27 protein-coding genes and 1 pseudogene are annotated in these 24,455 nt (G+C 69.8%); 17 read left to right on the top strand and 11 right to left on the bottom strand.

What is annotated here, in order from left to right; genetic code table 11:
- Positions 1-100 precede the first annotated feature (100 nt).
- Positions 101-970 carry a formate dehydrogenase accessory sulfurtransferase FdhD gene (gene fdhD / locus QFZ52_RS05510; RefSeq protein WP_307496625.1) on the bottom strand — a complete coding sequence of 290 codons (870 nt, stop codon included), beginning with the start codon at positions 968-970 and terminating at the stop codon, positions 101-103.
- Between the two features lie 169 nt (positions 971-1,139).
- Here fdhD and QFZ52_RS05505 point away from each other — a divergent pair, with 169 nt between their 5' ends.
- The 4 genes and pseudogenes from QFZ52_RS05505 to QFZ52_RS05490 all read left to right on the top strand — a co-directional run.
- Entirely contained in the window at positions 1,140-2,354 is a 1,215-nt protein-coding gene (locus QFZ52_RS05505; protein ID WP_307496624.1) for a molybdopterin molybdotransferase MoeA, read from the top strand.
- Positions 2,351-2,971 carry a molybdenum cofactor guanylyltransferase gene (mobA, locus tag QFZ52_RS05500; RefSeq protein ID WP_307496623.1) on the top strand — a complete coding sequence of 207 codons (621 nt, stop codon included), beginning with the start codon at positions 2,351-2,353 and terminating at the stop codon, positions 2,969-2,971. The genes QFZ52_RS05505 and mobA overlap by 4 nt, the downstream gene beginning before the upstream one ends.
- Before the next feature lies 1 nt (position 2,972).
- On the top strand, positions 2,973-3,215 hold the full coding sequence (locus tag QFZ52_RS05495) for a DUF6457 domain-containing protein (protein WP_278268808.1): 243 nt from the start codon (positions 2,973-2,975) through the stop codon (positions 3,213-3,215).
- A 72-nt stretch (positions 3,216-3,287) separates the two neighbouring features.
- Positions 3,288-3,869, top strand: a pseudogene (locus QFZ52_RS05490) (class I SAM-dependent methyltransferase); the annotation flags it as partial.
- 95 nt (positions 3,870-3,964) lie between these two features.
- Here the strand turns inward: QFZ52_RS05490 and QFZ52_RS05485 are convergent.
- Genes QFZ52_RS05485 through QFZ52_RS05475 form a run of 3 tightly spaced genes read right to left on the bottom strand, consistent with a single transcriptional unit; the run spans position 3,965 to position 7,110 of the window.
- The gene (locus QFZ52_RS05485) at positions 3,965-5,671 is read right to left on the bottom strand and encodes an FAD-dependent monooxygenase (protein WP_307496621.1); all 1,707 of its coding nucleotides are present in this window, start codon (positions 5,669-5,671) and stop codon (positions 3,965-3,967) included.
- Positions 5,672-5,693: 22 nt separating this feature from the next.
- Positions 5,694-6,302 (bottom strand): DUF1349 domain-containing protein, encoded by a 609-nt coding sequence (locus QFZ52_RS05480; protein WP_307496620.1) that lies wholly within the window; start codon positions 6,300-6,302, stop codon positions 5,694-5,696.
- A 52-nt stretch (positions 6,303-6,354) separates the two neighbouring features.
- Entirely contained in the window at positions 6,355-7,110 is a 756-nt protein-coding gene (locus QFZ52_RS05475; RefSeq protein WP_307496619.1) for a class I SAM-dependent methyltransferase, read from the bottom strand.
- A 141-nt stretch (positions 7,111-7,251) separates the two neighbouring features.
- Between QFZ52_RS05475 and QFZ52_RS05470 the strand changes: the two genes are divergently transcribed.
- From QFZ52_RS05470 to QFZ52_RS05450, 5 genes are all read left to right on the top strand, one after another.
- Entirely contained in the window at positions 7,252-7,827 is a 576-nt protein-coding gene (locus QFZ52_RS05470) for a hypothetical protein (protein ID WP_307496618.1), read from the top strand.
- A gap of 7 nt (positions 7,828-7,834) precedes the next feature.
- Positions 7,835-8,986 (top strand): sensor histidine kinase, encoded by a 1,152-nt coding sequence (locus tag QFZ52_RS05465; protein ID WP_307496617.1) that lies wholly within the window; start codon positions 7,835-7,837, stop codon positions 8,984-8,986.
- 17 nt (positions 8,987-9,003) lie between these two features.
- Positions 9,004-9,681, top strand: a complete 678-nt coding sequence (locus QFZ52_RS05460; protein WP_307496616.1) for a response regulator transcription factor — start codon at positions 9,004-9,006, stop codon at positions 9,679-9,681.
- 52 nt (positions 9,682-9,733) lie between these two features.
- Positions 9,734-10,300, top strand: coding sequence for a GNAT family N-acetyltransferase (locus QFZ52_RS05455; protein WP_307496614.1), 567 nt, complete (start codon positions 9,734-9,736; stop codon positions 10,298-10,300).
- A gap of 95 nt (positions 10,301-10,395) precedes the next feature.
- A complete protein-coding gene (locus QFZ52_RS05450; protein WP_307496612.1) occupies positions 10,396-10,845 on the top strand; it encodes an iron chaperone in 450 nt (149 codons plus the stop codon).
- 205 nt (positions 10,846-11,050) lie between these two features.
- Here the strand turns inward: QFZ52_RS05450 and cspE are convergent, their stop codons facing one another.
- Entirely contained in the window at positions 11,051-11,254 is a 204-nt protein-coding gene (cspE, locus tag QFZ52_RS05445) for a transcription antiterminator/RNA stability regulator CspE (protein ID WP_307496611.1), read from the bottom strand.
- A gap of 182 nt (positions 11,255-11,436) precedes the next feature.
- Positions 11,437-13,119, bottom strand: a complete 1,683-nt coding sequence (locus QFZ52_RS05440; RefSeq protein ID WP_307496610.1) for a PucR family transcriptional regulator — start codon at positions 13,117-13,119, stop codon at positions 11,437-11,439.
- A gap of 145 nt (positions 13,120-13,264) precedes the next feature.
- Between QFZ52_RS05440 and QFZ52_RS05435 the strand changes: the two genes are divergently transcribed.
- Both QFZ52_RS05435 and QFZ52_RS05430 read left to right on the top strand, forming a co-directional pair.
- The gene (locus QFZ52_RS05435; RefSeq protein ID WP_307496609.1) at positions 13,265-14,164 is read left to right on the top strand and encodes a hypothetical protein; all 900 of its coding nucleotides are present in this window, start codon (positions 13,265-13,267) and stop codon (positions 14,162-14,164) included.
- Positions 14,161-15,273 carry a mandelate racemase/muconate lactonizing enzyme family protein gene (locus tag QFZ52_RS05430; protein ID WP_307496607.1) on the top strand — a complete coding sequence of 371 codons (1,113 nt, stop codon included), beginning with the start codon at positions 14,161-14,163 and terminating at the stop codon, positions 15,271-15,273. Before QFZ52_RS05435 ends, QFZ52_RS05430 begins: the two co-directional genes overlap by 4 nt.
- Before the next feature lie 151 nt (positions 15,274-15,424).
- Here the strand turns inward: QFZ52_RS05430 and QFZ52_RS05425 are convergent, their stop codons facing one another.
- Positions 15,425-15,664 (bottom strand): hypothetical protein, encoded by a 240-nt coding sequence (locus QFZ52_RS05425; RefSeq protein ID WP_307496606.1) that lies wholly within the window; start codon positions 15,662-15,664, stop codon positions 15,425-15,427.
- Between the two features lie 267 nt (positions 15,665-15,931).
- On the opposite strand from QFZ52_RS05425, the gene QFZ52_RS05420 reads away from it, so the two are divergent.
- Both QFZ52_RS05420 and QFZ52_RS05415 read left to right on the top strand, forming a co-directional pair.
- Positions 15,932-16,309 (top strand): YciI family protein, encoded by a 378-nt coding sequence (locus tag QFZ52_RS05420; protein WP_307496605.1) that lies wholly within the window; start codon positions 15,932-15,934, stop codon positions 16,307-16,309.
- Positions 16,291-17,580, top strand: coding sequence for an RNA polymerase sigma factor (locus QFZ52_RS05415; protein ID WP_307496604.1), 1,290 nt, complete (start codon positions 16,291-16,293; stop codon positions 17,578-17,580). Before QFZ52_RS05420 ends, QFZ52_RS05415 begins: the two co-directional genes overlap by 19 nt.
- Before the next feature lie 22 nt (positions 17,581-17,602).
- Here QFZ52_RS05415 and QFZ52_RS05410 read toward each other — a convergent pair whose 3' ends face one another.
- A complete protein-coding gene (locus QFZ52_RS05410) occupies positions 17,603-18,055 on the bottom strand; it encodes a hypothetical protein (protein ID WP_307496603.1) in 453 nt (150 codons plus the stop codon).
- Positions 18,056-18,284: 229 nt separating this feature from the next.
- Here QFZ52_RS05410 and QFZ52_RS05405 point away from each other — a divergent pair, with 229 nt between their 5' ends.
- Together QFZ52_RS05405 and QFZ52_RS05400 are read left to right on the top strand one after the other, a co-directional pair.
- Positions 18,285-18,716, top strand: a complete 432-nt coding sequence (locus QFZ52_RS05405; protein WP_307496602.1) for a pyrimidine dimer DNA glycosylase/endonuclease V — start codon at positions 18,285-18,287, stop codon at positions 18,714-18,716.
- Positions 18,717-19,050: 334 nt separating this feature from the next.
- Positions 19,051-20,652, top strand: a complete 1,602-nt coding sequence (locus tag QFZ52_RS05400) for an ABC-F family ATP-binding cassette domain-containing protein (RefSeq protein ID WP_307496601.1) — start codon at positions 19,051-19,053, stop codon at positions 20,650-20,652.
- A 29-nt stretch (positions 20,653-20,681) separates the two neighbouring features.
- Here the strand turns inward: QFZ52_RS05400 and QFZ52_RS05395 are convergent, their stop codons facing one another.
- On the bottom strand, positions 20,682-21,092 hold the full coding sequence (locus tag QFZ52_RS05395; protein ID WP_307496599.1) for a hypothetical protein: 411 nt from the start codon (positions 21,090-21,092) through the stop codon (positions 20,682-20,684).
- Between the two features lie 115 nt (positions 21,093-21,207).
- Between QFZ52_RS05395 and QFZ52_RS05390 the strand changes: the two genes are divergently transcribed.
- Positions 21,208-21,750 (top strand): hypothetical protein, encoded by a 543-nt coding sequence (locus tag QFZ52_RS05390; RefSeq protein WP_307496598.1) that lies wholly within the window; start codon positions 21,208-21,210, stop codon positions 21,748-21,750.
- Between the two features lies 1 nt (position 21,751).
- On the opposite strand, the gene QFZ52_RS05385 is transcribed toward QFZ52_RS05390, so the two are convergent.
- Complete coding sequence (locus QFZ52_RS05385; RefSeq protein WP_307496597.1) at positions 21,752-22,924, bottom strand: MFS transporter; 1,173 nt, start codon at positions 22,922-22,924, stop codon at positions 21,752-21,754.
- A gap of 187 nt (positions 22,925-23,111) precedes the next feature.
- Here QFZ52_RS05385 and QFZ52_RS05380 point away from each other — a divergent pair, with 187 nt between their 5' ends.
- Positions 23,112-23,999, top strand: a complete 888-nt coding sequence (locus QFZ52_RS05380) for a LysR family transcriptional regulator (protein ID WP_307496596.1) — start codon at positions 23,112-23,114, stop codon at positions 23,997-23,999.
- 36 nt (positions 24,000-24,035) lie between these two features.
- On the opposite strand, the gene QFZ52_RS05375 is transcribed toward QFZ52_RS05380, so the two are convergent.
- Positions 24,036-24,386, bottom strand: coding sequence for a hypothetical protein (locus tag QFZ52_RS05375; protein ID WP_307496595.1), 351 nt, complete (start codon positions 24,384-24,386; stop codon positions 24,036-24,038).
- Positions 24,387-24,455: the final 69 nt, after the last annotated feature.

Below are 24,455 nucleotides of genomic sequence, written 5' to 3'. Positions count from 1 at the left end.
CGTCCGGCCCGGGGATACGTTCCATCAGCGGTCAGTTTCTCTGACGAAAATAACAATTCAGATGTCAGCGATTGTCAATGCCAGTGTTCGGCGGGACCGTTCAGGATCCGGCGTGCACAGCGGCAGGTTCCACCGACTCGGTGCGGATGCGCTGAGCTGCGGCGTACACGTTCATCGAGTTCCCCCGCAGGAAGCCCACCAGCGTGAGTCCTTGGTCGTCTGCGAGTTCGGCGGCCAGTGACGATGGCGCGGACACGGCGGCCAGCACCGGAATGCCGGCCATGACCGCTTTCTGGACCAGTTCGAAGCTGGCGCGCCCGGAGACCTGGAGGACCGTGCCCGTCAGCGGCAGGCGGCCGTTCTGGGCGGCCCAGCCCACGACCTTGTCCACGGCGTTGTGGCGGCCCACGTCCTCCCGCACCACGAGCAGCTCGCCCGTGGCGGCGTCGAACAGGGCGGCGGCGTGGAGCCCGCCGGTCTTCTCGAACGCCGCCTGGCGTTCGCGGAGCCGGTCCGGGAAGGTGGCCAGCAGCGCGGCGTCCACCGTGACCGGGTCCACTGAGACGTCGTGCCGGGAGACGGTCTCCACCGCCTCGATGCTGGCCTTGCCGCAGACGCCGCAGGAGCTGGTGGTGTAGAAGTTCCGTGCCGCGTCCGGGCGGGGCGGGGCCACATGAGGTGCCAGCGCGATGTCCAGGACGTTGTACGTGTTCTCCTCGCCGCCGGTCCCGGGACCACCGCAGTGGATGGCGGTGCGGATGTCCCCGCCGTCGGCGATGATGCCCTCGGAGACGAGGAAGCCGGTGGCGAGTTCGACGTCGTGGCCGGGAGTGCGCATGGTGACCGCCAGGGGCGACGAGGCGACCCTGATCTCCAGCGGTTCCTCCACCGCGAGGGTGTCGATCCTGCGGCGGGGCTCCTCGCCCAGGACGATTTTCAATAGCGGACGGCGTCTCGTGATCTGACCCACGGTGCCAAGGCTACACTCCCTGGCCACTCCCTCGCCGGGGCGGCGGAGCACCTTCCGGCGCGCGCTAGCATGGTCGCATGCCACGCCCCCACCCCTCCGGATCCCGGCCTGCCCGGCGCCTTCGCACCCACGCTTCGCGGACCTGCTCCGCGCCCTCGGCGGCCCGCCTGTGATCACCGTGGAACAGCAGCGCAGCAGGGTTTTCGCCAGTGCGCAGGCGCTGCCTCCGGTGCGTGTGCCGCTGGCCGCGGCACGGGGTCTGGTGCTCGCCGAGGACGTGCTCAATCGCTGGCCGATCCCCCTGTTCGACAACTCCGCGATGGACGGTTATGCCGTACGGCTGTTCGATGCCACCGAAGGATCACGGCTCCGCGTGGTCGCGGACCTCCCGGCCGGGGCCGAGCTGGATCCGCCCCTCGGCCCAGGGGAAGCCGCGCGCATCATGACCGGCGCTCCCGTGCCGAGTGCCGCGGATGCCGTCGTGCCCCTGGAACGCACCGATCTCGGCACCGAGGCGGGACCCACGCCGCCCGCGTGGATCACAGTGCTCCAGCAGCCGGCCCCCGGCGCCCACATCCGGAGGGCCGGAGAGGAGTCCGAGGCCGGCAGCGTCGCGGTGCAGGCCGGCACGGTCCTGGGGCCGTGGCAGCTCGCGGCCCTCGCCTCGGCAGGTGCCGCGACCGTGCTGGCGCATCCGCGGCCGCGGGTCTCGATCATCGCCACGGGCTCGGAACTCATCGCCCCCGGCGGCACTCCGCGCCGGGGTCAGATCCCCGAATCCAACTCCGTCCACCTCTCTGCGGCTGTCCAGGACGCCGGCGCGGACCTGGCCTCCGTCCTCACCGTGCACGACGACGAGGACGCCCTCCGCGAAGCGCTCGACTCCGTGGACAGTGACGTGATCATCCTGTCCGGCGGGGCGAGCGTCGGCGCGTTCGACGTCGTCAAGGCCCTCCTGAACGGCCACGGCTCCATCACCTTCGGCCCGGTGGCGATGCAGCCCGGCAAACCGCAGGGCTTCGGAACGCTCGACGACGGCACCCTCGTCTTCTGCCTGCCCGGCACCCCGGTGGGCGTCGCCGTCTCCTTCGAACTGTTCGTGCGGCCGGCCCTTCGCGCGCTGGCCGGGCAGCAGGAACTCGACAGGCCCCGCGTGGTCCGGGCGGCCGCCACGAGCTGGCACAGCCCCCGGCACAGGACCCAGATCCTCCCCGCCGTCCTCGAGGGTGAGCGGGTCCGGCCCTCGCTGCGGCACGGCGGACCCGACGACCCGAAGATCTCCCCCGCCGCCGTGAACGCGTTCGTGGTCATCCCCGAGGGCGTGGAAGAGGTCCACGAGGGCGACCCTGTGTCGGTCCTGCCGTTCGGGCCGGAGTGGGCATGACGGCGCGGGCGGCGATCGTCCTGGCCGGCGGACGGGCCTCCCGACTGGGCGGCGCCGACAAGGCCTCGGTCGAGGTTGCCGGGCGACGCCTGGTCGATCACGTCTATGCCGCGGTGGCGGACTGCGCTCCGGTCATCGCCGTGGGTCCGGACTCGCTCGCGCGCCCCGGCGTGACCGTGGTGCGCGAGGAACCGCCCTTCGGTGGTCCAGTGGCAGCACTCGCCGCCGCGCTGAAGGCCGTGGCCGCCCTCCCGGACGACTCCCCTGCACGCGCAGCCGGCGCCGAGACCTGGGTGCTGGCCTGTGACCTGCCGAGGGCGGAACGGATCATCGCGGCACTGGAGGACGTCCCCATCCCGGACGGCGCGGAGGCGGTCGTCCTCGCGGACGTGGACGGACGTGCCCAGTGGCTGGCCGGACGGTACCGCCTCGAGGCTCTTCACCGCGCGGTCGCCGCGCTCGGGCACGTGGACGGCGCAGCCCTGCGGCAGCTCCTGGCGCCCCTGACCCTCCACATCGTCCCGGACACCGCGGACGCGTCCCTGGATCTGGACACCTGGGCCGCGGTGGAGCAGTATCGCGAACAGCAGTGCAACACCCTTCGAGAGGAATCCTGACATGAGCTCCACCCCCGCCGAACTGGACGCCTGGGTCACCGATCTGAGCGCAGCCCTGAATCTCGGGGACCTCGACGTCCCCACCGGGCTCCTGCTCGACCTGACCCGCGACGCCGCTCACGGCGTGACCCGCCCCGCCGGCCCTCTCACGACGTACCTGGTGGGGATCGCCGTCGCACGCGGGGCATCGGCGGAAGAGGCCGCCGAGACCGCACGCGAACTCATCCGGCGGCATCAGGCCTGACGCCCGCGACGCATTTCCCCTTCGGGTCTGCGGAGGTCTGGTCCCGTCGCCCCGGCGGCGGGACAATGGATCATGAATGCCAAGGACAAGGAATTCGTGGGTTCGATCCCCACCGTCTACGACGAGATCCTGGTGCCGCTGATGTTCCAGGACTTCGCCTGCGACCTGGCCGCAGCAGTCGCCACCGCGGCGCCTGCCCGCGTGCTGGAGACCGCGGCCGGAACCGGCGTCGTCACGCGTGAACTGGCGTCCGCTCTCCCCCAGGCCCAGCTGACCGCCACCGACCTCAACCCGGCGATGCTCGCCCGCGCCGGGTCCGTCCAGCCGGCCTCCGCGACGCTCGAATGGCGCCAGGCCGATGCCCTCAACCTCCCCTTCGAAGACCGGTCGTTCGACGCGCTGGCCTGCGCTTTCGGCGTCATGTTCTTCCCCGACCGGCACCGGGCCTTCCGGGAGGCGGCGAGGGTCCTCGAACCCGACGGGCTGTTCGCATTTACGGTCTGGGACAGCCTGGAGCACAATCCGGTGCCGCGGTCGATCGTCGAGTCGCTCCACGAGCTGGGGCAGGAGGAGGCGGCGTCGTTCCTGGAACGCGTGCCTTTCTCCCTGGCGGACCCTCCACTGCTGACCGGCGAGCTGGAAGCCGCAGGCTTCTCGCTCGTCCAGGTGCGGACCATCGAGCATCTGAGCGGTCCGACGACGCCGAACGGCATCGCACGGTCGCATCTGTTCGGGACGCCGACGAACAACTACCTCGTGCTCGACGCCCCGGAGGACGGGGACCAGCTCCTCGCATCCGTCACCACGCTCCTGACGGAGCGGTTCGGTGACGGCGAGTTCAGGCTGCCGGTGAGCGCCCTCCTGGTGACCGCGGTCAGCCCGTCCATGGAACAGGAGTCCTGACGGTCCGGCCGCGGGTGGAATGCACGGCCCAGTCCGCGACGGCGGCAGGCAGCTTCCGCGCGTCCTGAACGAACCCGTCGGGCCGCACCAGCGACGGCTTGTCCTCCCATGAGCCGCGGGTTCCGCACGGTCTCGAAGTGGTGGACCGGCAGGCCGCTCTCCTCACCCATGCGGGCGAGCGACGCCTGGTCCGCGGCGCCGTAGACGTGAATCTGCCAGCCCAGACTCCGGAGCGCCGCGAAATTGTCCTCGTTCCAGGCCAGCCGCCGACCGATGAGCCGGCCCCGGCGTCCCCGGGCGCGACGCCGGGCATCGGCACTCATCCAGTAGTGGATCCGGATCTGCGAGACGTACTCATACAGCTTCGCGCGACGCGCCAGGCGCGGCAGCACCCGTCCGAGCAGCGGCGCCAGGCGGGGCAGGAATCCGGCGCGGATCACGCGGGCGAGGGACGAATCCGCCGTGATGGTGCTGAACAGCCGGTCCGTGGTCCTCACGAGGCGCAGCGCGACGGGCCGCCGCTCCACCTCGTACCGGTCCAGCTGCTCGTCGCCGGAGCCTCGGAGGAGCACGTCCGCAAGCGCGCAGGCCAGACCGTGCGCGTCCTGCAGCCCCGTGTTCATCCCCTGGGCGCCGACCGGTGAGTGCACGTGGGCGGCATCTCCGGCGAGGAACACCCGCCCTGCACGGAACCGGGCCGCCACGCGGTGGTGGACCCGGTAGGTGGAGAACCAGCTCGAGTCCCGGTACCCGACACCGAACTCACACCCCACCGTCCGCCGGGTCTCCTCCTCGGTGACCTGTTCTCCGTCCGGCGTGCGGACGACGCCGATCAGCCGGTGGTGTCCCACCGCCCCCTGGGGGAAGGTGAGGAGGAAGTCGTCGGCGCTGAAGCGGAGATTCACCGCGTCCTCGACCAGTCCGGTCACGCCGCGGGCGTCGGCGACGTAGAAGGTGTCCGGGTTCGTCACCCCCTCAAAGGGTATTCCGCTGAGCTCCCTCACCGTGGAGGAGGCGCCGTCCGCACCCACCAGATAGCGGGCCTCGACCCGGCGGACCTCTCCGTCGTCGGTGCCGAGCCGCGCGGTGACGCCGCCCTCTCCCTGCGCCAGCCCGAGCAACTCGTGACCCCAGAGAACGGATCCTCCGCGCTCCTCCAGCGCGGCGACGAGGAGCCGTTCATTGCGGCTCTGCTCCAGGATGTGGATGCCCGGAAACGGGGTCACGCCTTTGCCCAGCTCGCCGAAGTTCACGGTCGCGAAGGGGTGATCCCGGTAGCCGGGGGCGATCGCCGGGGCCACCGCCGCCTGTTCCAGGACCCGCTGCACGAGCCCGAGCTGGTCGTAGATCTCGAGGCTGCGAGCCTGCAGTGCGAGGGCGCGGGATTCGCGGGTGGGCCCGTGTTTCCGGTCGGCGATGAGGAACCGCACACCGAGCCGCTGCAGGCAGGCCGCCAGCATGAGCCCGGTGGGGCCTGCGCCGATGATCAGGAAGTCGGTGGAGAGCACGCCGGGCCGTTGTGTCCCATCCTGCGGCGTCGACTGTGGTGCCATCACTCCTCCTCGCGGTTGCCGGTCACTCGCCCGAGCGGACGTCCGTGATGCCTGCGGGGCGGAACGTGACGTGGCGGAAGGTCGCCGTCGTGCCGTCGCCTCGCGGTGACTGGACGGCGATCCCCACTTTGAGCCCGCCTTCGGACCCCGTAAGGGGGAATCCGAAGTACCGGGCCAGTTCCCAGCGGCCTTCCGAGAGGTGGTGCAGGCTGATCATAGTGCCGGCTCGTGACATCCGCAGCCGCACGGGTCCGGCGGGGAGGTGGATTCCGGTGGCGTCGTCGGAACGATCGCGGGTGACGACCGACATGATCCGGGGCCGGCCGACCTCATCGAGTTCGGCGCAGAGCTTGAACCATTGGAGACCGTCGAGGTGCCCGACGAGGACGGCCGAGTCGAAACAGTCCCGGAAGTCGACCTCGACCTCGGCTTCCAGGGTGAAATCGCCCTCCACGGGGAAGGCGAAGACCCTGGCGCTCTGGACCACGGAGTCCGTGCCGGGCCGGTTGAAGAGATCGTCTCCGGCGGCCGCGCGAAGGATGACGGTCCCGCCGTCGACGGCCGCTTCCCCTTCCCCGGGACGCAGGGAACGGAACTCATCGGGCACACCCGGGAGGCGGAAAGACGTCATGAACAGCATTCTGCCCGGGTCGGCCTCCCACCGCACCCCTCGCCCGCGAGGGTCACGGCCTGCGGGCCTCGATCAGGTGCCGAGTGGAGTGGGCGATGAACGGCCCTTCCGCCTGGATCAGCTCGTGCAGGTCCCGCAGGCGGTCGCGGTGCTTCTCCACGGTGAACCCGGGCACCCACCAGATGACCTTGCGGAGGAGGTAGACGACGGCGGCCACATCGTGGATCTCGATGCGCAGCCGGGCGGTGCTCAGCCCCGTCACCTCGAGTCCGGCGGCCCGGGCGGCGGCCGCCTCGTCGTCGTGATGGCGTCCACGACGCGCCTCCGGCTGTGGCCCGAGGAAGAACTCGATCAGCTCGAAGACACTGGCGGGTCCGACGTGCTGGGCGAAGTAGACGCCGCCGGGCCGCAGCACCCGGGCGATCTCATCCCAGTGGATGGTGGCGGGGTGACGGCTCGTGACGAGGTCGAAGGCGCCGTCAGCGAAGGGCAGGGGTGGTTCATCCGGGGCCGCCACGACCGCGACGCCTCGCGGATGCAGCAGAGCCGTCGCCTTCGCGACATTCGGGGGCCAGGACTCCGTCGCCACGGCGACGGGCGGGAAGGTGTGCGCTTCGGCGAGCACTTCTCCTCCGCCGGTCTGGATGTCGAGGGAGGCCGTGGCCGTCGCCAGCCGCTCGGCCAGGCGGGCGGCGTAGCCCCAGTCGGGCCGTTCCTCGGTGGCCCGGCCCTCCAGCCAGCCGAAATCCCAGCCCGTGATGTCCGCGTTCTCCCCCAGGGCGATCAGCTCATTGAAAGTCTCAGCCATGCCACCATCCTGCCAGCCTTGTCCGGACTGTGTGGCACCGAGCGGACAGCCAGGCTCCACCCCGGATCTCCACCCGTCGTTCCACCCCGGGGTGGTCCCGGCCCGGACACGGAAACGGGAGGCTGGAATCACCGGCAAAACATGCCGGCACGGATCCTGAAAGGCACGGCCATGTCCCTGCAGATGCTCGGCAACGTACTTCTCTCACTCGCGCTGATCGGCTGGATCGGCTACCGCCAGATGACCTGGCGGCCCGTCGACATCAGCCGCATGTGGCGCACTCCGCTGGTGATGGGCGTCATCGGGGCGGCCCTCCTGCTCAAGACCGCCCCGCCGTCCTCGCTGAGTCCCCTGGATCTGGCCGTGCTGGTCGTCGAGCTGGTCATCTCCCTCGGGATCGGCGCCGCCATGGGGCGCATCGCCTCCTTCCGGCGCTTGGCGACTCCCGTCCGCAGCGGACGCAACGGCGATTCGCCGGCCACGTACGAATCGCGCACCGGTGGCCTGGGGCTGGCTCTGTGGTTCCTGGTGATCATGGTGCGGGTGGGCGTCGACATCCTGGCCGGGATGGCCGGCTCCCATCTGGCCGAATCGACCGGGGTGATCCTGCTGATGCTGGCCGCCAACCGTGCCGCCCGGACCTTCGTCTTCGCGGGACGCGTGGCACGGCAGTCCGCGGAGGCGCCGGCTCTGCCGGACCGCACTCCTGCCGCATGATGGTCCTATGAACACCGACGAACCGCGAGGCTGGTCCGCCCCGCTGCTGAACGTGATCGGCAGCGCCGTGGTGGGCTACGCCGTCTTCCGGACGGACGACGGCGGCCGGCCGCTCTGGGTGACGATCCTCGCTGGGCTGTCCCTGACCGCGTGGGCCGTCCGCGGCGTGTCCGGTCTCGTCCGGCGGGACCGGCGTGCGGATGTCCCGCTGGGACTCGTGGCAGCGCTCACCGGAGCCGCGTCGGCCGGGCCCACCGACGGCCTGACGGTCGTCCCGGCCGCGATCGGCATCCTCATCGTGATCTCGGCCCCGGCCGTCCCGCTGGTCCGGGGCGTCGCGGCCGCTCTCGTGAGCTGCGCGCTCGTGGCCGTGAGCGGGGTGCCCGCGCACGCCTCCGTTCCCGCCGTCGTCACCATGATGGGCGGTCTGGTCCTCGCGGCGGTCGGAGGGTTCAGCCGGCGGCAGTTCCGGGAGGCGGAGGCGCAGACGGCCCTCCTGAGGGAGCGGGAACTCACCATGCGGCAGGAGGCGGAACGCGTCGCGATCGCCCGGGATCTGCACGATGTGCTGGCCCACAGCCTCGGCGGTCTGGTGCTGCAGCTCGACGCCGCGGAGGCCCTGCTCGAAGCCGGTGACCAGTCCGCGGCGGCCGAGCGTGTCGCGGCCGCAAGGCGCCTGGCGTCCGACGGCCTGAGCGAAGCCCGTCGCGCCGTCGCGACGCTGCGGGACCCGGACGGCGCCGGCGGTGGCGTCCGGTTCGCGGGGCGGGAATCCCTCACCTCCGGCGTCGAGCGGCTCCTTCAGGCCCACCGCTCGCTCGGCGGGGTCGTGGACTTCACGTGGACCGGCACGGCACAGCGCTTGACGTCGCAGGCGGCCGACGCCGTGCTCCGGGCACTGCAGGAGGCCCTGAGCAACGCGCGCAAACACGCCCCCGGGGAACCCGTCCGGGCCGGACTCGTCTGGACTGAAGGAACCCTGACTCTGACCGTGTCCAACCCCCTCCCGGACACGGAGCGGCTCGCCGGGGAATCCCCGGGCCGCGGCTACGGACTGACCGGCATGCGGGAACGCTTCGCAGCGCTGGGGCCCGGATCCTCCGTGCGGGCCGGGGTGCAGGGCGACCGCTTCGTCGTGACCGCGGAGGCGGAACTGTGAGAGAAATGGATGCCGCAATGGAAGACCCGGTGATCCGCATCGTGGTCGTGGACGACCAGGCGATCGTCCGGGACGGCCTGGTCACGGTGCTGCGCCTCGTGCCGGGGTTCGAAGTGGTCGCCGAGGCGGCGGACGGCGACGCGGCCGTCGCCCGGACCGCGGAATTGCGTCCGGACGTGGTCCTCATGGATCTGCGGATGCCCGGCCTCGACGGCGTGGGCGCCACGGCCAGGATCACGGCGGATTTCCCGGACACGGCTGTCCTGGTCCTCACCACGTTCGCCGACGACGCATCGATCCTCCGGGCGCTGACCGCGGGCGCCCGCGGCTATCTGACGAAGGACGCCGGACGGGCCGAACTCACCGCGGCCGTGCGCGCCGTCGCCCGCGGCCAGTCCACCTTCGCGCCGGAGGTGAGCGCCGTCCTGGTCACGGCCCTCGCCCAGGGCGGCCCCGCCGCGCCGTCGGGCCCTCCCCGCGCGGCCGACGACGCCGGCGCCCTCCAGGCGCGGTTCCCGCAGCTCACGCGCCGGGAAGCCGAGGTCCTGGTGCTCGTGGCGGAAGGGTTCAGCAACGGCGAGATCGCCGCGACGCTGTTCCTGGGGATCTCGACGGTCAAGACCCACATCAATTCGCTCTTCGCCAAGCTTGCCGTGCGGGATCGTGCCCAGGCGATCACCCTGGTGAGATCGTGATCGCCGGGATTCCAGGGCGCGACGCGGGCCCGCCTGGGCCTAGCATGGAGCTGTGCTGAGCCCCGATTATCCCGTCCACACCGACCGGCTCCTGCTGCGGCCCATGACCGCCGAGGACATCGACCCCATGCTGCGGTACAAGTCCCGGCCCGAGGTGGTCCGCTTCGTCCCCTACGGGCCCTTGACCAGGGCGGACATCGCCGAGCGGATCTCCGGACGCTGGGGCCGGACCGAGCTAACGGAACCCGGCCAGTCCGTCACCCTCGCTCTCGAGGAACGGGAGACGGGCCGCCTGGTGGGTGACGCCGTCCTCTTCTGGCACAGCGCCGAGCACCGCTCCGGCGAGGTCGGCTACATCCTCTCCCCCGACGCGACCGGGCACGGCTATGCGACGGAAGCGGCGACGGCGATCCTGCGCCTGGGGTTCGACGAACTGGGACTGCACCGCATGGTCGCCCGCCTCGATGAACGCAACACCGCGTCCGCGCGCGTGGCCGAGCGCCTTGGAATGCGGCTTGAGGCGCGCCTGGTCCAGAACGAATGGTTCAAGGGTGAGTGGTCCACGGAGCTCGTGTTCGCCATGCTGGAGGACGAATGGCGGGCCTCTCCGCTGCGCTGAGCATCGCCGTGGACGTGACGTCCCGGCCGGAAACCGTTCCCCGCGGGACCGCCGTCGCCTAGGCTGAAAAGGCCCCACTCGAGAGAGGACCCAGCATGGCAGAGAAGGACAGCGGCCCCGCCTTCAGCGACGAGGAGCGCGCCGCGATGAAGGAGCGTTCCCGCGAGGTCAAGGCCTCACGTGGCAAGAACAAGGCGACGCCGGAGGAGCTGGCCGCCGAGGTCCTGGAGAAGATCGCGTCCATGGATGAGGCCGATCGGGTCCTGGCGGAGAAGGTCCACCAGATCGTCCTGGAACACGCGCCCCAGCTGAGCCCCAAGCTCTGGTACGGCATGCAGAGCTATGCGAATACTGCCGGCAAGTCGGTGGTGTTCTTCCAGGACGCGAAGAAGTTCAAGGCCCGCTATGCCACGCTGGGCTTCCAGGAGAGCGCGACGCTCGACGACGGCGAAATGTGGCCCACCTCGTATGCCCTCACGAAGCTCACGCCGGCGGTCGAGGCGAAGATCGTGGAACTCGTCCGGCGGGCGACGGCACAGGAGTAGAACGGCGGTCGAAGAGAACCGCGGTCGAGGCGGAGGGCGGAGGGCCGTTCCCGGCGGTGGTGTCGGAGATCTTCACGACGGCACCACTCAGGCCAGCACACCACTCACGGCAGCACTGGCCTGGAAAGCGCACCACTTAAAACACCACGCTTAAAACACCGCAGGGCCGGTGAAAACCGGCCCTGCGATGGAAACTGAGAGAGTCTCAGAGAGGCTGGATGTCTGCAGCCTGCGGGCCCTTCGGGCCCTGCTGAACGTCGAAGGAAACCTTCTGGTTCTCTTCGAGGGAGCGGTAGCCCGAGGAGTTGATCGCGGAGAAGTGCGCGAACACGTCCTGGCTGCCGTCATCGGGGGAAATGAAGCCGAAGCCCTTTTCCGCGTTAAACCACTTCACTGTACCTGTAGCCATAATTCAGTTCCTCACTGAAGGGGAGGTTGGTCCCGACGATCGGGCCTCCGGTGTGGGGTGCTCTCCACCGTTACTTCAGAAAGGTGCGATCCGGGGACCGCAAATACTGAACTACGAAATGCCAAACACAACAACACGTTCAGTCTACAGGATTTCACAGCGGAAACACCACCCCGGGTTCATCACCCCGTCCGCTTCACCCTGAGACTGATCCAGAGCAGGAGCACGTCGTCCGCGTGACTCAGATCCACGTCGAAGAGCTCCCGGATCCGCTTCAACCGGTACCTGAGCGTGTTCTGGTGGAGCGAGAGCGCCGCCGCCGCGAGAGCGGAATCCCGGCCCGACTCGAGATAGGCGAGGAGCGTTGTGGCGTATTCGCTGCCGTTCCTGGTGTCATAAGACGCCATCTCCTGAGCCGCCGGAGAGACAAGCTGCTCCTTCGTCTGGAGAAACGCGCCGAGTTCCAGGAGACTCAGCCGGCTGTGCAGATCCGCCGCGCGGACGAATCCGTCCCCCTCCGGTCCCTTCCCCTCCGGATCCAGAAGCAGCAGCGCCTGGTCGGCGGAATGCCGCGACGCGACGATGGCCGGGGCCGAATCCACGGACGTGCCCAGGGCCGCACGGAGCCTCACGCCGAGCGCCGTCGACGCCCGGTCGATCACGCGGCGCGCGAGGGTCCGGAGCAGCGGTCCCTCCTTCGCGCTCACCTCGCTGAGCACGGCGTACACGGCACCGTCCTCCCCCACGCACCAGGTCCCGCGGCGCTGAGACTCGGTCATGGTGCTCACCAGGTCGGTCAGGCGGGTGAGCGTCACCGCCTCGGCACCCGCGGGGAGATCGGCTTCGAAGGCGAGCACGGCGAACGGGGGCCGCAGCCCGAGGTTCAGGTGGCGCGCCACGAGCGCGGCGTCGTCGTCGCCGTGGATCAGCCGGCGCAGGCCCTCCGCGCGCCGCAGCCGAGCCAGGTCGCGCCCGCTGCGGGCACGGAGCAGGTGGAGCGCTGCGAGGTCCGCGCCACGTTCGAGCGCTGTCGCAGCTTCGTCGGGAAGGTCCTCGCCCGGGTCGACCACCCACACCGAGCCGAGCGGCTCATTCCCGGCGCGGACCGCGACCGCCAGCCGGCCCAGCGCCTCACCCTCGCCGGGGATCCGCACGGCGCCGCGAGCCCGGAACACCGAAGCGTACTGGGCGGCGTTCTCCGGGAGGTGCGGGACCTGCCGGCCCAGGATCCCCTGCTGACGGTCCAGGTCGATGGGCTGACCCGGCAAGGTGGAATAGGCGAGGACTTCCTCCTGGAGATTCTCGATCGTGGTGGCCCCGCCCACCATCGCCGCGATGGCGTTGGCGAGTGCGAACAGATCTCCGGCGCCTAGAGCCGTCGGAGCCTCCCCCGCCTCGGCGACCGCACCCAGCGCGGACTCCAGTAGCGTGTCGAGCTGCCGCCAGGAGAGCTCTCCTTCCACGACGAGCACCGCGATGCCGGCCGCATCCGCCTCAGCGCTCAGGCGTGCGGTCGTCCCGGATCGGTCCTGCGGACTCACGGATCCTTTGAGCACGACGGCGGCATAGCCCGCGCGCGCCGCCTCCCGCAGTGCCGGGCCGGCGCTGTCCGCCGCGACCCCGACGCCCAGCAGCAGTCCGCCGGGCACGGACCGTGACGGTTCCAAGGGGTCCAGGATGACCGGGCTGGCCAGGACGAGCGGCCGGTCCGGACCCAGAGGCGTGACGGCCAGGCCGGACGAGTCGAGCACCGAGGCCAGTTCCCGGACGGAGCGTTCGGGCGTCGGGCGTTCACGGGTGGGGCGTTCACGGACTGAACGTTCCCGGGTGGGGCGCGAAGCGGTGCGGCGATCGATCGGCTCCATGAGCTGCCCTCCGTGGTCTGGTTGATGCCGTTCTGACGGTCGGCCGCGAGTCCATGCGATTCATGGTGGCTCAGCACTAAGAACAGCTCTGATCTTAGTGCTGTACGCCGAAGCATCAGGCGAAGTCGTCGGCCAGAGTGGAAGCATGTCTCCACTTCGCCATCCCCATCCCTTGACGGAACAGGCCCAGCGGGCGGCTCAGAACGCCGCCGACGCCGCCGGAGTGACGCTCCGTGATGAGCACGACCTCGAACGCCATCGCGAGATCGAGGCGCTCCTGGTGTCCGTCTGGGGCATGTCCCCGCAAGGCGCTCCCATCCCCTTCGACGTGCTGCGCGGCATCTCACACGCGGGCTGCAACATCTCCACCGCCTATCTGCCGGACGGGCGCGTCTGCGGCGCAGCCGCCGCCCTCGTCACTCCGGACCACGGGAGCTACTCGCTGATCGCCGGAGTTGCGCCGGGCATCGGCGACAAGGGGGTGGGCTTCGCCCTCAAACAGCACCAGCGGGCCTGGTGCCTGGAACGGGGCATCGAGACGATGAGCTGGACCTTCGACCCGCTCGTGAGCCGGAACGCCCGGTTCAACCTGGCCAAACTCGGGGCGCACGTCACGGAGTACGCGCGGAACTTCTACGGGATCATGGACGACGAGATCAACGCCCAGGACGAAAGCGACCGCCTGGTGGCCGTCTGGCCGCTCGCGAGTGAGGATTCCGTCGCGTGCAGCGAAGGCCGTTCCCGCGACGTCGAGCTCCCGCCGGCTGAGGACTCGACGGTCCTCGGCACGGGCCCGGACGGCGAGGCACACCTCCTGCGGTCCGGGGACACCCTGTGGGCGCGGGCGCCCAGGGACATCGTGGCCCTGCGCGCGCAGAACCCCGGCCTGGCCGCGGCCTGGCGACGGGAGCTGCGGGATGTCTTCGAATCCGCGTTCGCGGCGGACCGGACCGCCGACGGTGTGACGCGCGACGGCTGGTACCGGCTCTCCCCTGCCCTGGCCTCCGAAGCCTCAATGCTCAAGAATCCGGAGAACGCACGATGAAGATCACCTCAGCATCCATCTCCCTGCTCGACGTTCCGCTGAAGGAGCCGTTCGTGGTCTCGTACGACACGTACGCGACCATGCCCAGCATCGTGCTGACCCTGGTGACCGACGACGGCCTGGTCGGCTTCGGCGAGAGCGTGCCGGACGCGCATGTCACGGGCGAGACCCCCGGGGGCGCGGTGGAGGCCCTGCGCACCCTGCTGCTGCCGGCCGTCCTCGGTCTTGACCCGCGGGACATCACGGCCGTCCATCAGCGGATGGACGCGGCGCTGAAGGGCAATGGCTCCGCCAAAGCCGCCGTCGACATCGCCTGCTGGGACCTCGCGGGCAAGGCCGCGGACCGTCCGATCTACGCGCTGCTCGGTGGACGGAAGCCGGAGAACCCGACGATCGCGCGCGTCATGAGCATCCTCTCCCCCGACACCCTGGCCGCCCAGGCTGTGGAGGCCCGGGACGAGGGATTCCGTCACCTGAAGATGAAGCTCGGCGGCCGCGACGGACTCGACGTCGAACGGGTCCGGGCCGTGCGCGCCGCGATCGGGCATGACCTCGCGATCCGTGTGGACGCCAACCAGGGCTGGGGTGACCCCGCCACGGCGATCGCGATGATCCGCGAACTCGAACAGTTCGGCGTCGATTGGGTGGAACAGCCGATCCGGGCGGACGATGTGGAGGGATTCGAGCTGATCCGCGCCCGGGTGGGGGTCCGTCTCATGGCAGACGAGGCGGTCGTGTCGCAGGCCGACCTGGCCCGTTTCGTCAAGGCCCGCAGCGTGGACATGGTGAATCTGAAGCTGCAGAAGAGCGGCGGCATCACCCCGTGCCATCGGCTGGCCACGCAGGCCGAACTCGCGGGCTTCTCGGTCCAGGTGGGTTCGATGCTGGAGACCAGCATCGCCTCGGCGGCCGGGTACCACCTGGCGCTGGCTCACCCGGCGATCGTGTCCACGGAGCTCTCCGGCCCGGTGAAGTTCACCCGCGAGCCGGGCAACCTGGAGTTCCGTATCCCGGAGGTCCTGGTGTCCGACCGGCCCGGGCTCGGCGTGGACGTCGATCCGGACGTGCTGGAGGAACTGACCGTGGACCGCTGGGAGGTCTCGGCCTGAGCCGCCGGGCAGGGCGCCTTCAGGCGCCCTGACTCTCCGGTCGCTCTGACTTCGGGGCCGGCGTCCCAGGGCACTTCGCCTCGGGATGCCGGCCTCGGGATGCGGGTCTGGGATGCCGTCCTGTGTCGTCGGCCCCGGTCAGCTGTGACCGTCAGCGTTCCTCACGGTAGGCGTGATGCAGGTCGTTCGCGAGACCGGGCCGCGCATGAGCCGCGACCCCCGCTTCATGCTTCCGCTCCTTCCAGAGCTGGATCTCGTTGGTCACGACCGCGACCAGCGGGAACAGCACCGTGAAACACCTGCCCCAGAAGGACAGGTCGTCCCGGACCACCGCGAACACCACGGCCGCCGCCAGGATCACGAAGTACAGGATGCGGAAGAACCGGTTCATGCCGCCCGCCCCGCCTCGGCGCGTCCCACGGCGCTCCGCCCCGCGGCAGTCCTGTCCCCGCCCCTCGTCCGACGTCCCACGGTTCCCCTCTCATCGTCTCGTGCTCAATCGAGCCTTTCCGCCTTCGACAGTATCCCGTGGTGCCCTGGGAGCGGGATTTCGCCCTGGAGTTGTGGAAATCCTCCAGGGCTGTCGATCCACAACTCTCCCGATCGTCTTGTAGCTGAGCCCGCCAAGGACCACCATCAAGTGAAGGAGGAGAGAACCATGCGATACACCCTGTTGCTGCATTACCCGGAGATGAGCCCCGATGAGCTCGGCCCGGAGGTCCTGGCCAAAGGCCAGGAAGCGATGCGTTCCTACGCCGCGACTCTTCAGCAGGCCGGTGTGCTGCTCGCGGCGGAGGTTCTGCAACCTTCCCATGCGAGCACCACCGTGACCGTCCGGGACGGAAAACTGCACATCCAGGACGGGCCCTTCGCGGACACGAAGGAACAGCTCGGCGGGTACTTCGTCCTGGACGTGCCGGATCTGGATGCCGCCCTCGACTGGGCCCGCCAGGCGCCGGGCGCCCAGTGGGGCAGCGTCGAGATCCGTCCGGGAGCGACGCACACCGTGGACGGCGTGTGGGTGCCGAACAGCTGACGCCGGGTCCCCTTCGGGAGCACGACGGCGACGCGCGGGCGGCCGCGGAACTGGCCGCCCGCGCGTCGTACGGCCGCTTGCTCGCCACCCTGGCCGCCGGCACCGGAGACGTGCTCCTCGCAGAGGACGCCTTGGCCGACGCGTTCGAACAGGCGCTGCGGCGCTGGCCCGAGGACGGAGTGCCGGCCAGTCCGGAGGGCTGGCTGCTCACCGTGGCGCGTAACCGGCAGAGGGACGAATGGAAGTCCGCACGGCGCCGTCTGAACGCCGCGCTGGAAGGAATCGAGGTGCCGGTGATGGATTCGGGCGATGCGGGCTTTCCGGACCGACGGTTGTCATTGCTGCTGACCTGCGCTCATCCGGCGATCGCGGAGGACATCCGCACTCCGCTCATGCTCCAGACCGTGCTGGGCTTCGAGGCGGCACAGATCGGCGAGGCGTTCGCGGTCCCCGCCGCCACCATGGCACAACGGCTGGTGCGCGCCAAACGCCGGATCCGTGACGCGAGGATCCCGTTCGAGCTCCCCGGCCCCGAACATCTGGCCTCCCGGCTGCCCTCGGTCCTGGAGGCGGTATACGGGTGTCTGTCGATCCCGGCGCCCGCCGGTGCCGAGAACTCCGACGAGGCCCTTCCCGCCACTCGGCCGATGCTCGCCGAGGGCCTGTATCTCGCCGAAGTGGTCGCTGCCAGTCTCCAGGACGACGCCGAGGCCTGGTCACTCGCGGCGCTGGCGGCGTTCCTGGCGTCGCGCCCCACCGGATCCGCCTACGTGCCGCTCGAGGACCAGGACACCGGATCCTGGAACGCCACCCTGATACGCCGAGCGGAGGATCACCTGCGGAAGGCCTCGGCGCTGACCGCAGGAGCGGGAGGTCCTGGAACACCGGGCCGATTCCAGCTCGAAGCCGCGATTCAGGCGGTGCACGCCGACCGCGCCCGGACCGGACGGACCGAGTGGACCGTGCTGGCCACCCTGTACGCGGCACTCACGTTGCTGGCGCCGACGCTGGGCGCCCAGGTGGCGGAAGCAGCGGTGATCAGACGAACGGACGGCCCACTTGCGGCGCTGCGCCGCCTCGATCTGCTCTCGGAGCGGCATCCGCGGGAATGCGAGAGATTCCAGCCCTATGCCGTCGTCCGCGCGGATGCGCTCCGCAGTGCCGGACGCCCCGACGCCGCCGCTGAGTGCCTGAAGCACGCGCTGCGGCTGACGCGGGATGAAGCGGTCCGTGACCACCTCCAGGCTCAGCTGGATGCGGTGAGCCGGTGAGCCTGCGCAGTTTCAGAGCGTCTCAGCCCACCAGGTCGAGAACGTGCTCCGTCCCGCGGAAGGTGAAGCTGTCGCCCTGGTGAAGCCCCTGGATCGCGTCGAACACGGGAGACCCGGGGGCGATGCCTTCGTAGCTGACACCGTCGCTGTCGAAGGAGCTGGACGCCACGCCCACCACATAGTGGTCTCCGCCGTACGCGACGATGGCGCCCGGGCGCACCGTGTCCGTCACGCTTACATCAAGGGCGTCGATGGCCGCCAGGAGCTCCTTCTGGTGCGCCTCGACACCTTCGAACAGCTCGACGAACTCGCCCTCCTCGTCCGAATGCGACAGGTCATCCGGCTCGATGGGCGAACTGGTGTCGATCTCGGCCGCGGAGCGTTCCGCCTCGGCGTCGCTTCCGACGGCCCGGTTCTCCGAGAGGGCCTGCGCCTTCAGTGCTTCCTTGACGCGTTCCTTGGCGGCTGTGTTCATCGATGAACCTGCTTTCCTGGACGTTTTTTCCGTGCGATGTCGTCGCTTGTCAGTGACACTACTCTCCGTCGATGGTGTGGCTCTGGCAAGAGACGGCTCCGCCGACATGATGTGCGGCTGGACCGCACGAGACCGGCGCAGATCGCCGATAGGCTGACGGAATGTTCCCTGGCCTGCTTGTTTCGTCCCCGGTGGACGAGTCCTGTCACGACGGAACGGCGGCGGGAACATGAGGATCTGGTCCGTGCACCCCAGCCAACTGGACCGGGCCGGCCTGGTCGCGTGCTGGAGAGAGACGCTGCTCGCCCAGGCCGTGCTGTCCGGCCGGACCCAGGGCTATCAGAACCATCCGCAGCTGGAACGGTTCCGCGCGACGGCGGAGCCCCTGGCCGCCGTCGGCGCCTATCTGAGCGAGGTCCACGCCGAGGCGACCGCTCGCGGGTACCGTTTCGACGCCGACCGCATCCTTCGCCCGGGACGGCCGGAGGGCGCCATCCCCGTCACGAGCGGCCAGCTCGCCTATGAATGGGCCCACCTGGGAGCCAAACTGGCACGTCGCAGCCCGGCCGACGCCGAACGGTGGGCGGCGTCGGAACCCGTGCCGCACCCCCTTTTCACGGTGATCGACGGACCGGTGGAGTCGTGGGAGCGGGGTTCGTAGAGCCACCCGTCAGGCACCGCGGGCCGTGATAGCCTCGTCGGCATGGAGATCGAGGTCGACAGAAGCTAGCCGCCGGAGTTCCGGTGGCCAGCGCCCCAGTTGAGTACATGCTCCCGGGATCCTTCCTGGTCTGAGCGGTTCTCGTCGTGGCCTGCGCCCCTTCCCTGACACCCAGGCACCGTAGCGATGCCGCGTGTCCGGCTGACGGAGCTTCGACTGTCCGGCCAGCGCACTTCCGATCACGCGCCCGGCCTGTCCCACTCTCCCAGATGCACTCTCGACCGGCACACAACGTGTGCCGTGTCATGCTCGTGCCCGGACGAAAAGAGTCCTCATGAAATCAGCCATCACCCTCCATGACCTGTCCTTCTCCTGGCCGGACGGCGCCGTCGTGCTCGACAGTGTCAGCGGCTCATTCCCCACCGGCCGGACCGGCCTGGTGGGACGCAACGGCGCCGGAAAGTCCACCCTTCTGAAGTTGATGGCCGGGATCCTGTCCCCCACCGGAGGCCGGATCGATCGCGGAGCCGAGGTGGGGTATCTGCCGCAGAATCTCACCTTGCGCCGCACCACGACCGTGGCCCAGCTGCTCGGCATCGAGCACGTCCTGAATGCCCTGCGAGCCATTGAAGCCGGGGACATCGCTCAGGAACACTTTGATACCGTCGGCGACGATTGGGACATCGAATCACGTGCCACCGAGGCTCTCAACAGCATCGGGTTTTCCGGCGGGGTGCTGCACCGGCAGATTCCGCAGCTGTCGGGAGGAGAAGCGATGCTCATCGCCGTCACCGGGCTGCGGTTGCGCCGCTTCGGTGTCACGCTGCTGGATGAACCGACCAACAATCTGGATCGGCCCACCCGTGCACGGCTCAGGGACATGGTTCAGGAGTGGCCCGGTTCTCTGGTGGTCGTGAGCCACGACCTGGAGCTCCTGGAGGTCATGGACCAGACCACGGAGCTGCACGCCGGCGCGCTGGACACCTTCGGTGGACCCTACAGCGCGTGGCGAGAACACCGGGAGCGGACGCAGGCTGCTGCCGTGCAGGCCGCCCAATCGGCGCAGCAGCTCTTGAAAACGGAGAAACGGCAGCGTCAGGAAGCGGAATCGAAGCTCGCGCGACGGGAGCGCACCGCGAAAAAGACGCAGCGGGACGGCGGAATCCCGAAGATCCTGGCCGGCAACCGCGCCAGCAAGGCGCAGGTTTCGGCCGGCAATCTGCGGGGCACTCTGGATCAGAAGGTCGTCGCCGCACAAGCCGCCGTCGACGCCGCGGATGCCCGGGTCCGCGAGGAACAGCACGTGAGCCTCGTGCTGCCGGACCCGGACGTTCCACGAGGGCGCCGCATCGCCGAATTGTCCGACGGCGAGCGGCACCATGGCATTCAAGGTCCCGAGCGGATCGCACTGGTCGGGCCGAATGGGGCGGGGAAAACCAGCCTCCTCGAGCGCCTCCTCGCCGGCGCGCCCGTGGAACCCGGACGGCCGGGCGGGCGGCTGCTGACTGATCGGGTCGGGTACTTGCCGCAGCGGCTGGATGGACTCGACGACGCAGCGAGTCCCCTCGAGAACATCCAGCGCGTGGCCACGGCGACTCCGCAGGGAACGATCCGCAATCAGCTCGCCCGGCTCTTGCTGAGAGGCTCAGCCGCCGACCGGCCCGTCAGCACGCTGTCGGGCGGCGAGCGCTTCCGAGCCAGCCTGGCCATGCTCCTGCTCGCCGACCCACCCGCTCAACTGCTCATCCTGGATGAACCGAGCAACAATCTGGACGTCTCCACTGTCGGGCACCTCGCCGAGGCCCTGGAGGCGTACCGTGGCGCAGTTCTCATTGTCAGCCACGACCATGCCTTCCTCGACCGGCTCGGGCTGGATGCCGTCCTCGCGGTGGAGCATGGCGGCACCCTGACGCGCCGCCGAAGCCTCGACGGTTAGGCGCAACCCGCGCCTCTCCCACCCACGCGTCAGGCGAGCAGGTCCTCATACGAGGACACCGGAATGATCCCGTCCGCGGCGGCGATCAAACGCTCCTCGGAGGTCACGAGGGCGTCGGCCTGCAGGGAGGCCACGGCGAGATACTCCGCCGGTCCGACGTCGTCCCAGCCGAGCCGCCGGGCGATCCTCCATGCCGTGGCGCGGCTGACGCGGTCCCCCAGCAGGCGGATCCTGAGGGTCGCCAGACCGGTGAGCCGCGCTCGGGCCTCTTTCTCGTCCAGGAGTCCTGCGTGGGCTTCACGGTAGAGCATGGACAGCACCTCGCTGCGGAGCACGGCCGGGCCGACCAGGGCCCGCCGTGCTCCGAGCGTGGGGTCCTCGGCGATGATGCGGCTGGCGGTCGCGGCGTCGATGGCGAATCGGGTGGGCCGGTGTTCCATGCGTTCAGTACACGGCATCCCGCCCGCCGGGTCCAGGCCCGAGCAGTCCAAGTCCCAGCAGCCCAGGCCAGGTCAGCCCGAGCCCTGTCAGGCCATATCTGCGTACCATCGACCCATGACCACGGCGATCCTGCTGAAAACGCTGATCCTCCTCGCGGCAGCCCTGCTGATCGCGGCGATCGTGTGGTGGGCGCGGCGGCACCCGAACCGTGCGAAGGACTTCCCCGAGCGCGTCCGGATGCCGAAACTCGTCGCCGTGGTGGGCTGGCTCTTCGCGGCGGTGGGCCTCCTGATGGGCCTGGTGGCCTTCACGTCGGACGACGCCGAAAACCCCCTCGGGTTCCAGATCGCCTCGCTCGCGGTCTTCATGGGCGGAGTGCTGTTCCTGGCGCTGTATCGCAACTGGTACGTCGCGGCCGGCGCGGACGACGTGGCGTTCAGGACGTTTCTCGGCACGGAGCACGTGGTGCCGTACAGCGACCTGGCCTCGTACCGCATGGTGGAACGGAAGGGGCAACCGATCCTGACCGTCACCTCGATCGACGGCGCTCGGCTCAGCCTCAACATCCGGACCTTCGACGTCGCCCCGTTGCTCCTGGCGATCCGGTACCGCGAGGTGAACGGCCGGTGGCCCGGGCGGGGTGAGCTGGCCAGGTAGGTTACGCCCGGCCCGCCGCCCTCCGCAGCCCCACCACGTTGAGGACCACGACGAGGAGCAGCGCGCCGGCGATGCCGCAGCTCATCCCGAGCCAGCCCGCGCCGTCGAACGCCAGGCCCAGCAGCCAGCCGAGCACAGACGATCCCAGATAGAAGGCGATGTTGTACAGCGCGCTGGCCTGGCCGCGGAACGCTTCCCCCGCCCTGGCCCCGACCGTGGCGACCGCCGCGGCATGGGACATGAAATTCCCCGCGGTGAAGAGCAGCAATCCCACGATGATCGCGGGCAGACGGTCGACCAGCAGGATCGCCAGTCCGGCGATCATCGCGAGCACGCCGCACAGGCTGGTCCACGCGAAGCCACGGCGGCTGAGCCACCGTCCGGCGAGCCGCGAAGAGGCCGTCCCCGCGAAATAGGCCAGGAACACCAGGGACACGAGCGCCGCCGGCAGGAAGAACGGCGCCGCTTCGAGCCGGAACGTCAGAAAGTTGAACACCGCCACGAAACTGCCGGTGACCAGAAAAGCCTGCACGTACAGCACGTTCAGCCGGGCCGGCTTCAGCGCCTGGCGGATACGGCCGGGCGTGCCGGGTGAACGCGCACCTCGCGCGGAAGATCCCGTCGCCCTGCCGTGCGGCCCCCGCTCCCGAGGCGCGAGCCAGAGGAAGATCACTGCGGCCGCCAAGCTCATGAGTCCCACGCCGAGCAGCGCACTGCGCCATCCGGCCCACGCCCCGAGCGGCCCGGCCACGAGCCGCCCCAGCGCTCCCCCGACCGTGGTCCCCGAGATGTACACCGTCGCGGCGACCGCGGCCCGCGACCCCGCCAGCTGCTCATACACATAAGCGACGGCGAGCACCGGGACACCACCGACCACGAGCCCCGTGAGGAACCGCAGCCCGAGGAGGAGTTCCAGGCCCGGCGCCACGGCCGTCGCCAGTCCGAGCACCACGGTCCCCGCCACCGCGATCCGCATGCACCGCAGCCGCCCGATCCGGTCGGCGACGGCGGCCCAGAGCAGCACGCCCACCGCGAGGCCGGTGGTGGCGGCCGAGACGCTCAGCGCCGCCGTGGACGCACTCAGCGACAGCTCGCGGGCGATCCCCGGCAGCACCCCCTGAATCGCATACAGCTGGGCGAACGTCGCGACGCCGGCGGCCAGGAGCGCCGCCATCATCCGACGGTATCTGCGTTGCTCCCCGAGCCCGTCCCGGGGATCCGCACGACCGTCACCGTGGGCGGTGGAGTCGGGCGAGGACGCCCTCACGACGGGTGTTTTGGACGGTGAACGACTCACTCTTCCGACGGTACTCACGCAATGGGGTTATGACTAATGTCATTTCCTCCTAGACTCATCCACCATGGACATGAATCCACATCTCGTGCGCCAGTTGCTGCCCCATCTGCCGGTCCTCGTGGAGCTCGCCCGGACCGGTTCCGTGACGGCTGCAGCCGAGGAACTCGGGGTGCCCCAGCCGTCCGCGAGCCGATCGCTGGCCCGGCTCGGCGACCTCCTGGGAGTGCCGCTGCTCCAGCGCGTCGGACGAGGGGTCCGGTTGACCGAGGCCGGCGGAATCCTGGCCGATGCGGCCGCGACTGCCCTCGCGCGGGTGGAGGACGGCGTCGCGGCCGCGCGGGCGCACGGCCTCCAGGAGGAGGCCGTGGTCTCCGTGGCGTATCAGAACGTCCTCGGCGAGACCTACGTGCCCCGGGCCATCGCGCGGCTGACCACACGCCACCCCAAGGTGCGCTTCGAACTCAGCCACGGCTCGCGCGCCGCGTGCATCCGTCAGGTACGGGACGGCGAGGTGGATCTCGCCGTCGTCGCGGATCCGCCGCATGCGGAGGATCTGCGCACCGTGGAGTTCTTCACCGAGCCGCTCGTGGCCGCCATGAGCCCGCAGCATCCGCTCGCCCACCGCGGCAGGCCCGTGACGGTGGACGATCTGAAGACCCAGGACCTCATCATCCTGCGCCGCGGCTACGGCCTGTATGACTCGGTGCATCGGATCCTCGGCACTCGCGGTGAACTGCCGAACGTGACCTTCGAAGTGGACGACACACGTGACGCCCGGGGACTCGCTGCGGCCGGGCTCGGCGTCTCCGTCCTCCCGCCGGGTCTCGGGTCCGGTCTCGAGGTCGCGGAAGTCCCCATCGACCATCCCGCCGCGCACCGGGTGATCGGCGTCGTGACCCCTCCGGTGAGCTCCGCCCTGGTGAACGAGTTCGTCAGCGTCTTCCGCGGTTGAGCGCGTGCCCGTGGCCAGCGATGCCACCGCCGACCTTCACCGAGTTCTGGCGCCGCGCACGATCAACGCCACGACTCCGAAGCCGCACGCCGTGATGCCGAAGGCAGCAAGTATCCCGGTGAGCATGTGCCAATCGAAGGTCTGCTGGTCGAATTCGTGTGAGGAACCGCCGCCTCCCACCAAGTACAAGCCCAGCCGGGCGATATCCAGCACCACGCTCAGTGCCATTGCCAGGACCCCCGACACCGTTCCCGCGATGCCCCACGAAAGGAGCGCGGTGGATCTAAGCCGCAGTCCACTGTCGGGGCCATCCGAATCGTGGGATGTCGGGTAGTACGGGAAGCCTCCCTCTTCCGGCGGGCGGGCCGGATTTTCTGATTGGTTCATGGATGAGGTTCCCCCGGACTGGTCGATTTCATGATCCGACGTTAGAAGGGTGCATCCGCACGGTACAGA

Source organism: Arthrobacter woluwensis (assembly GCF_030816155.1).
GTDB lineage: Bacteria > Actinomycetota > Actinomycetes > Actinomycetales > Micrococcaceae > Arthrobacter_E > Arthrobacter_E woluwensis_A.
The sequence above is the reverse complement of the archived record's forward strand: the minus strand, read 5'-3'. Positions and strand labels throughout refer to the sequence as shown.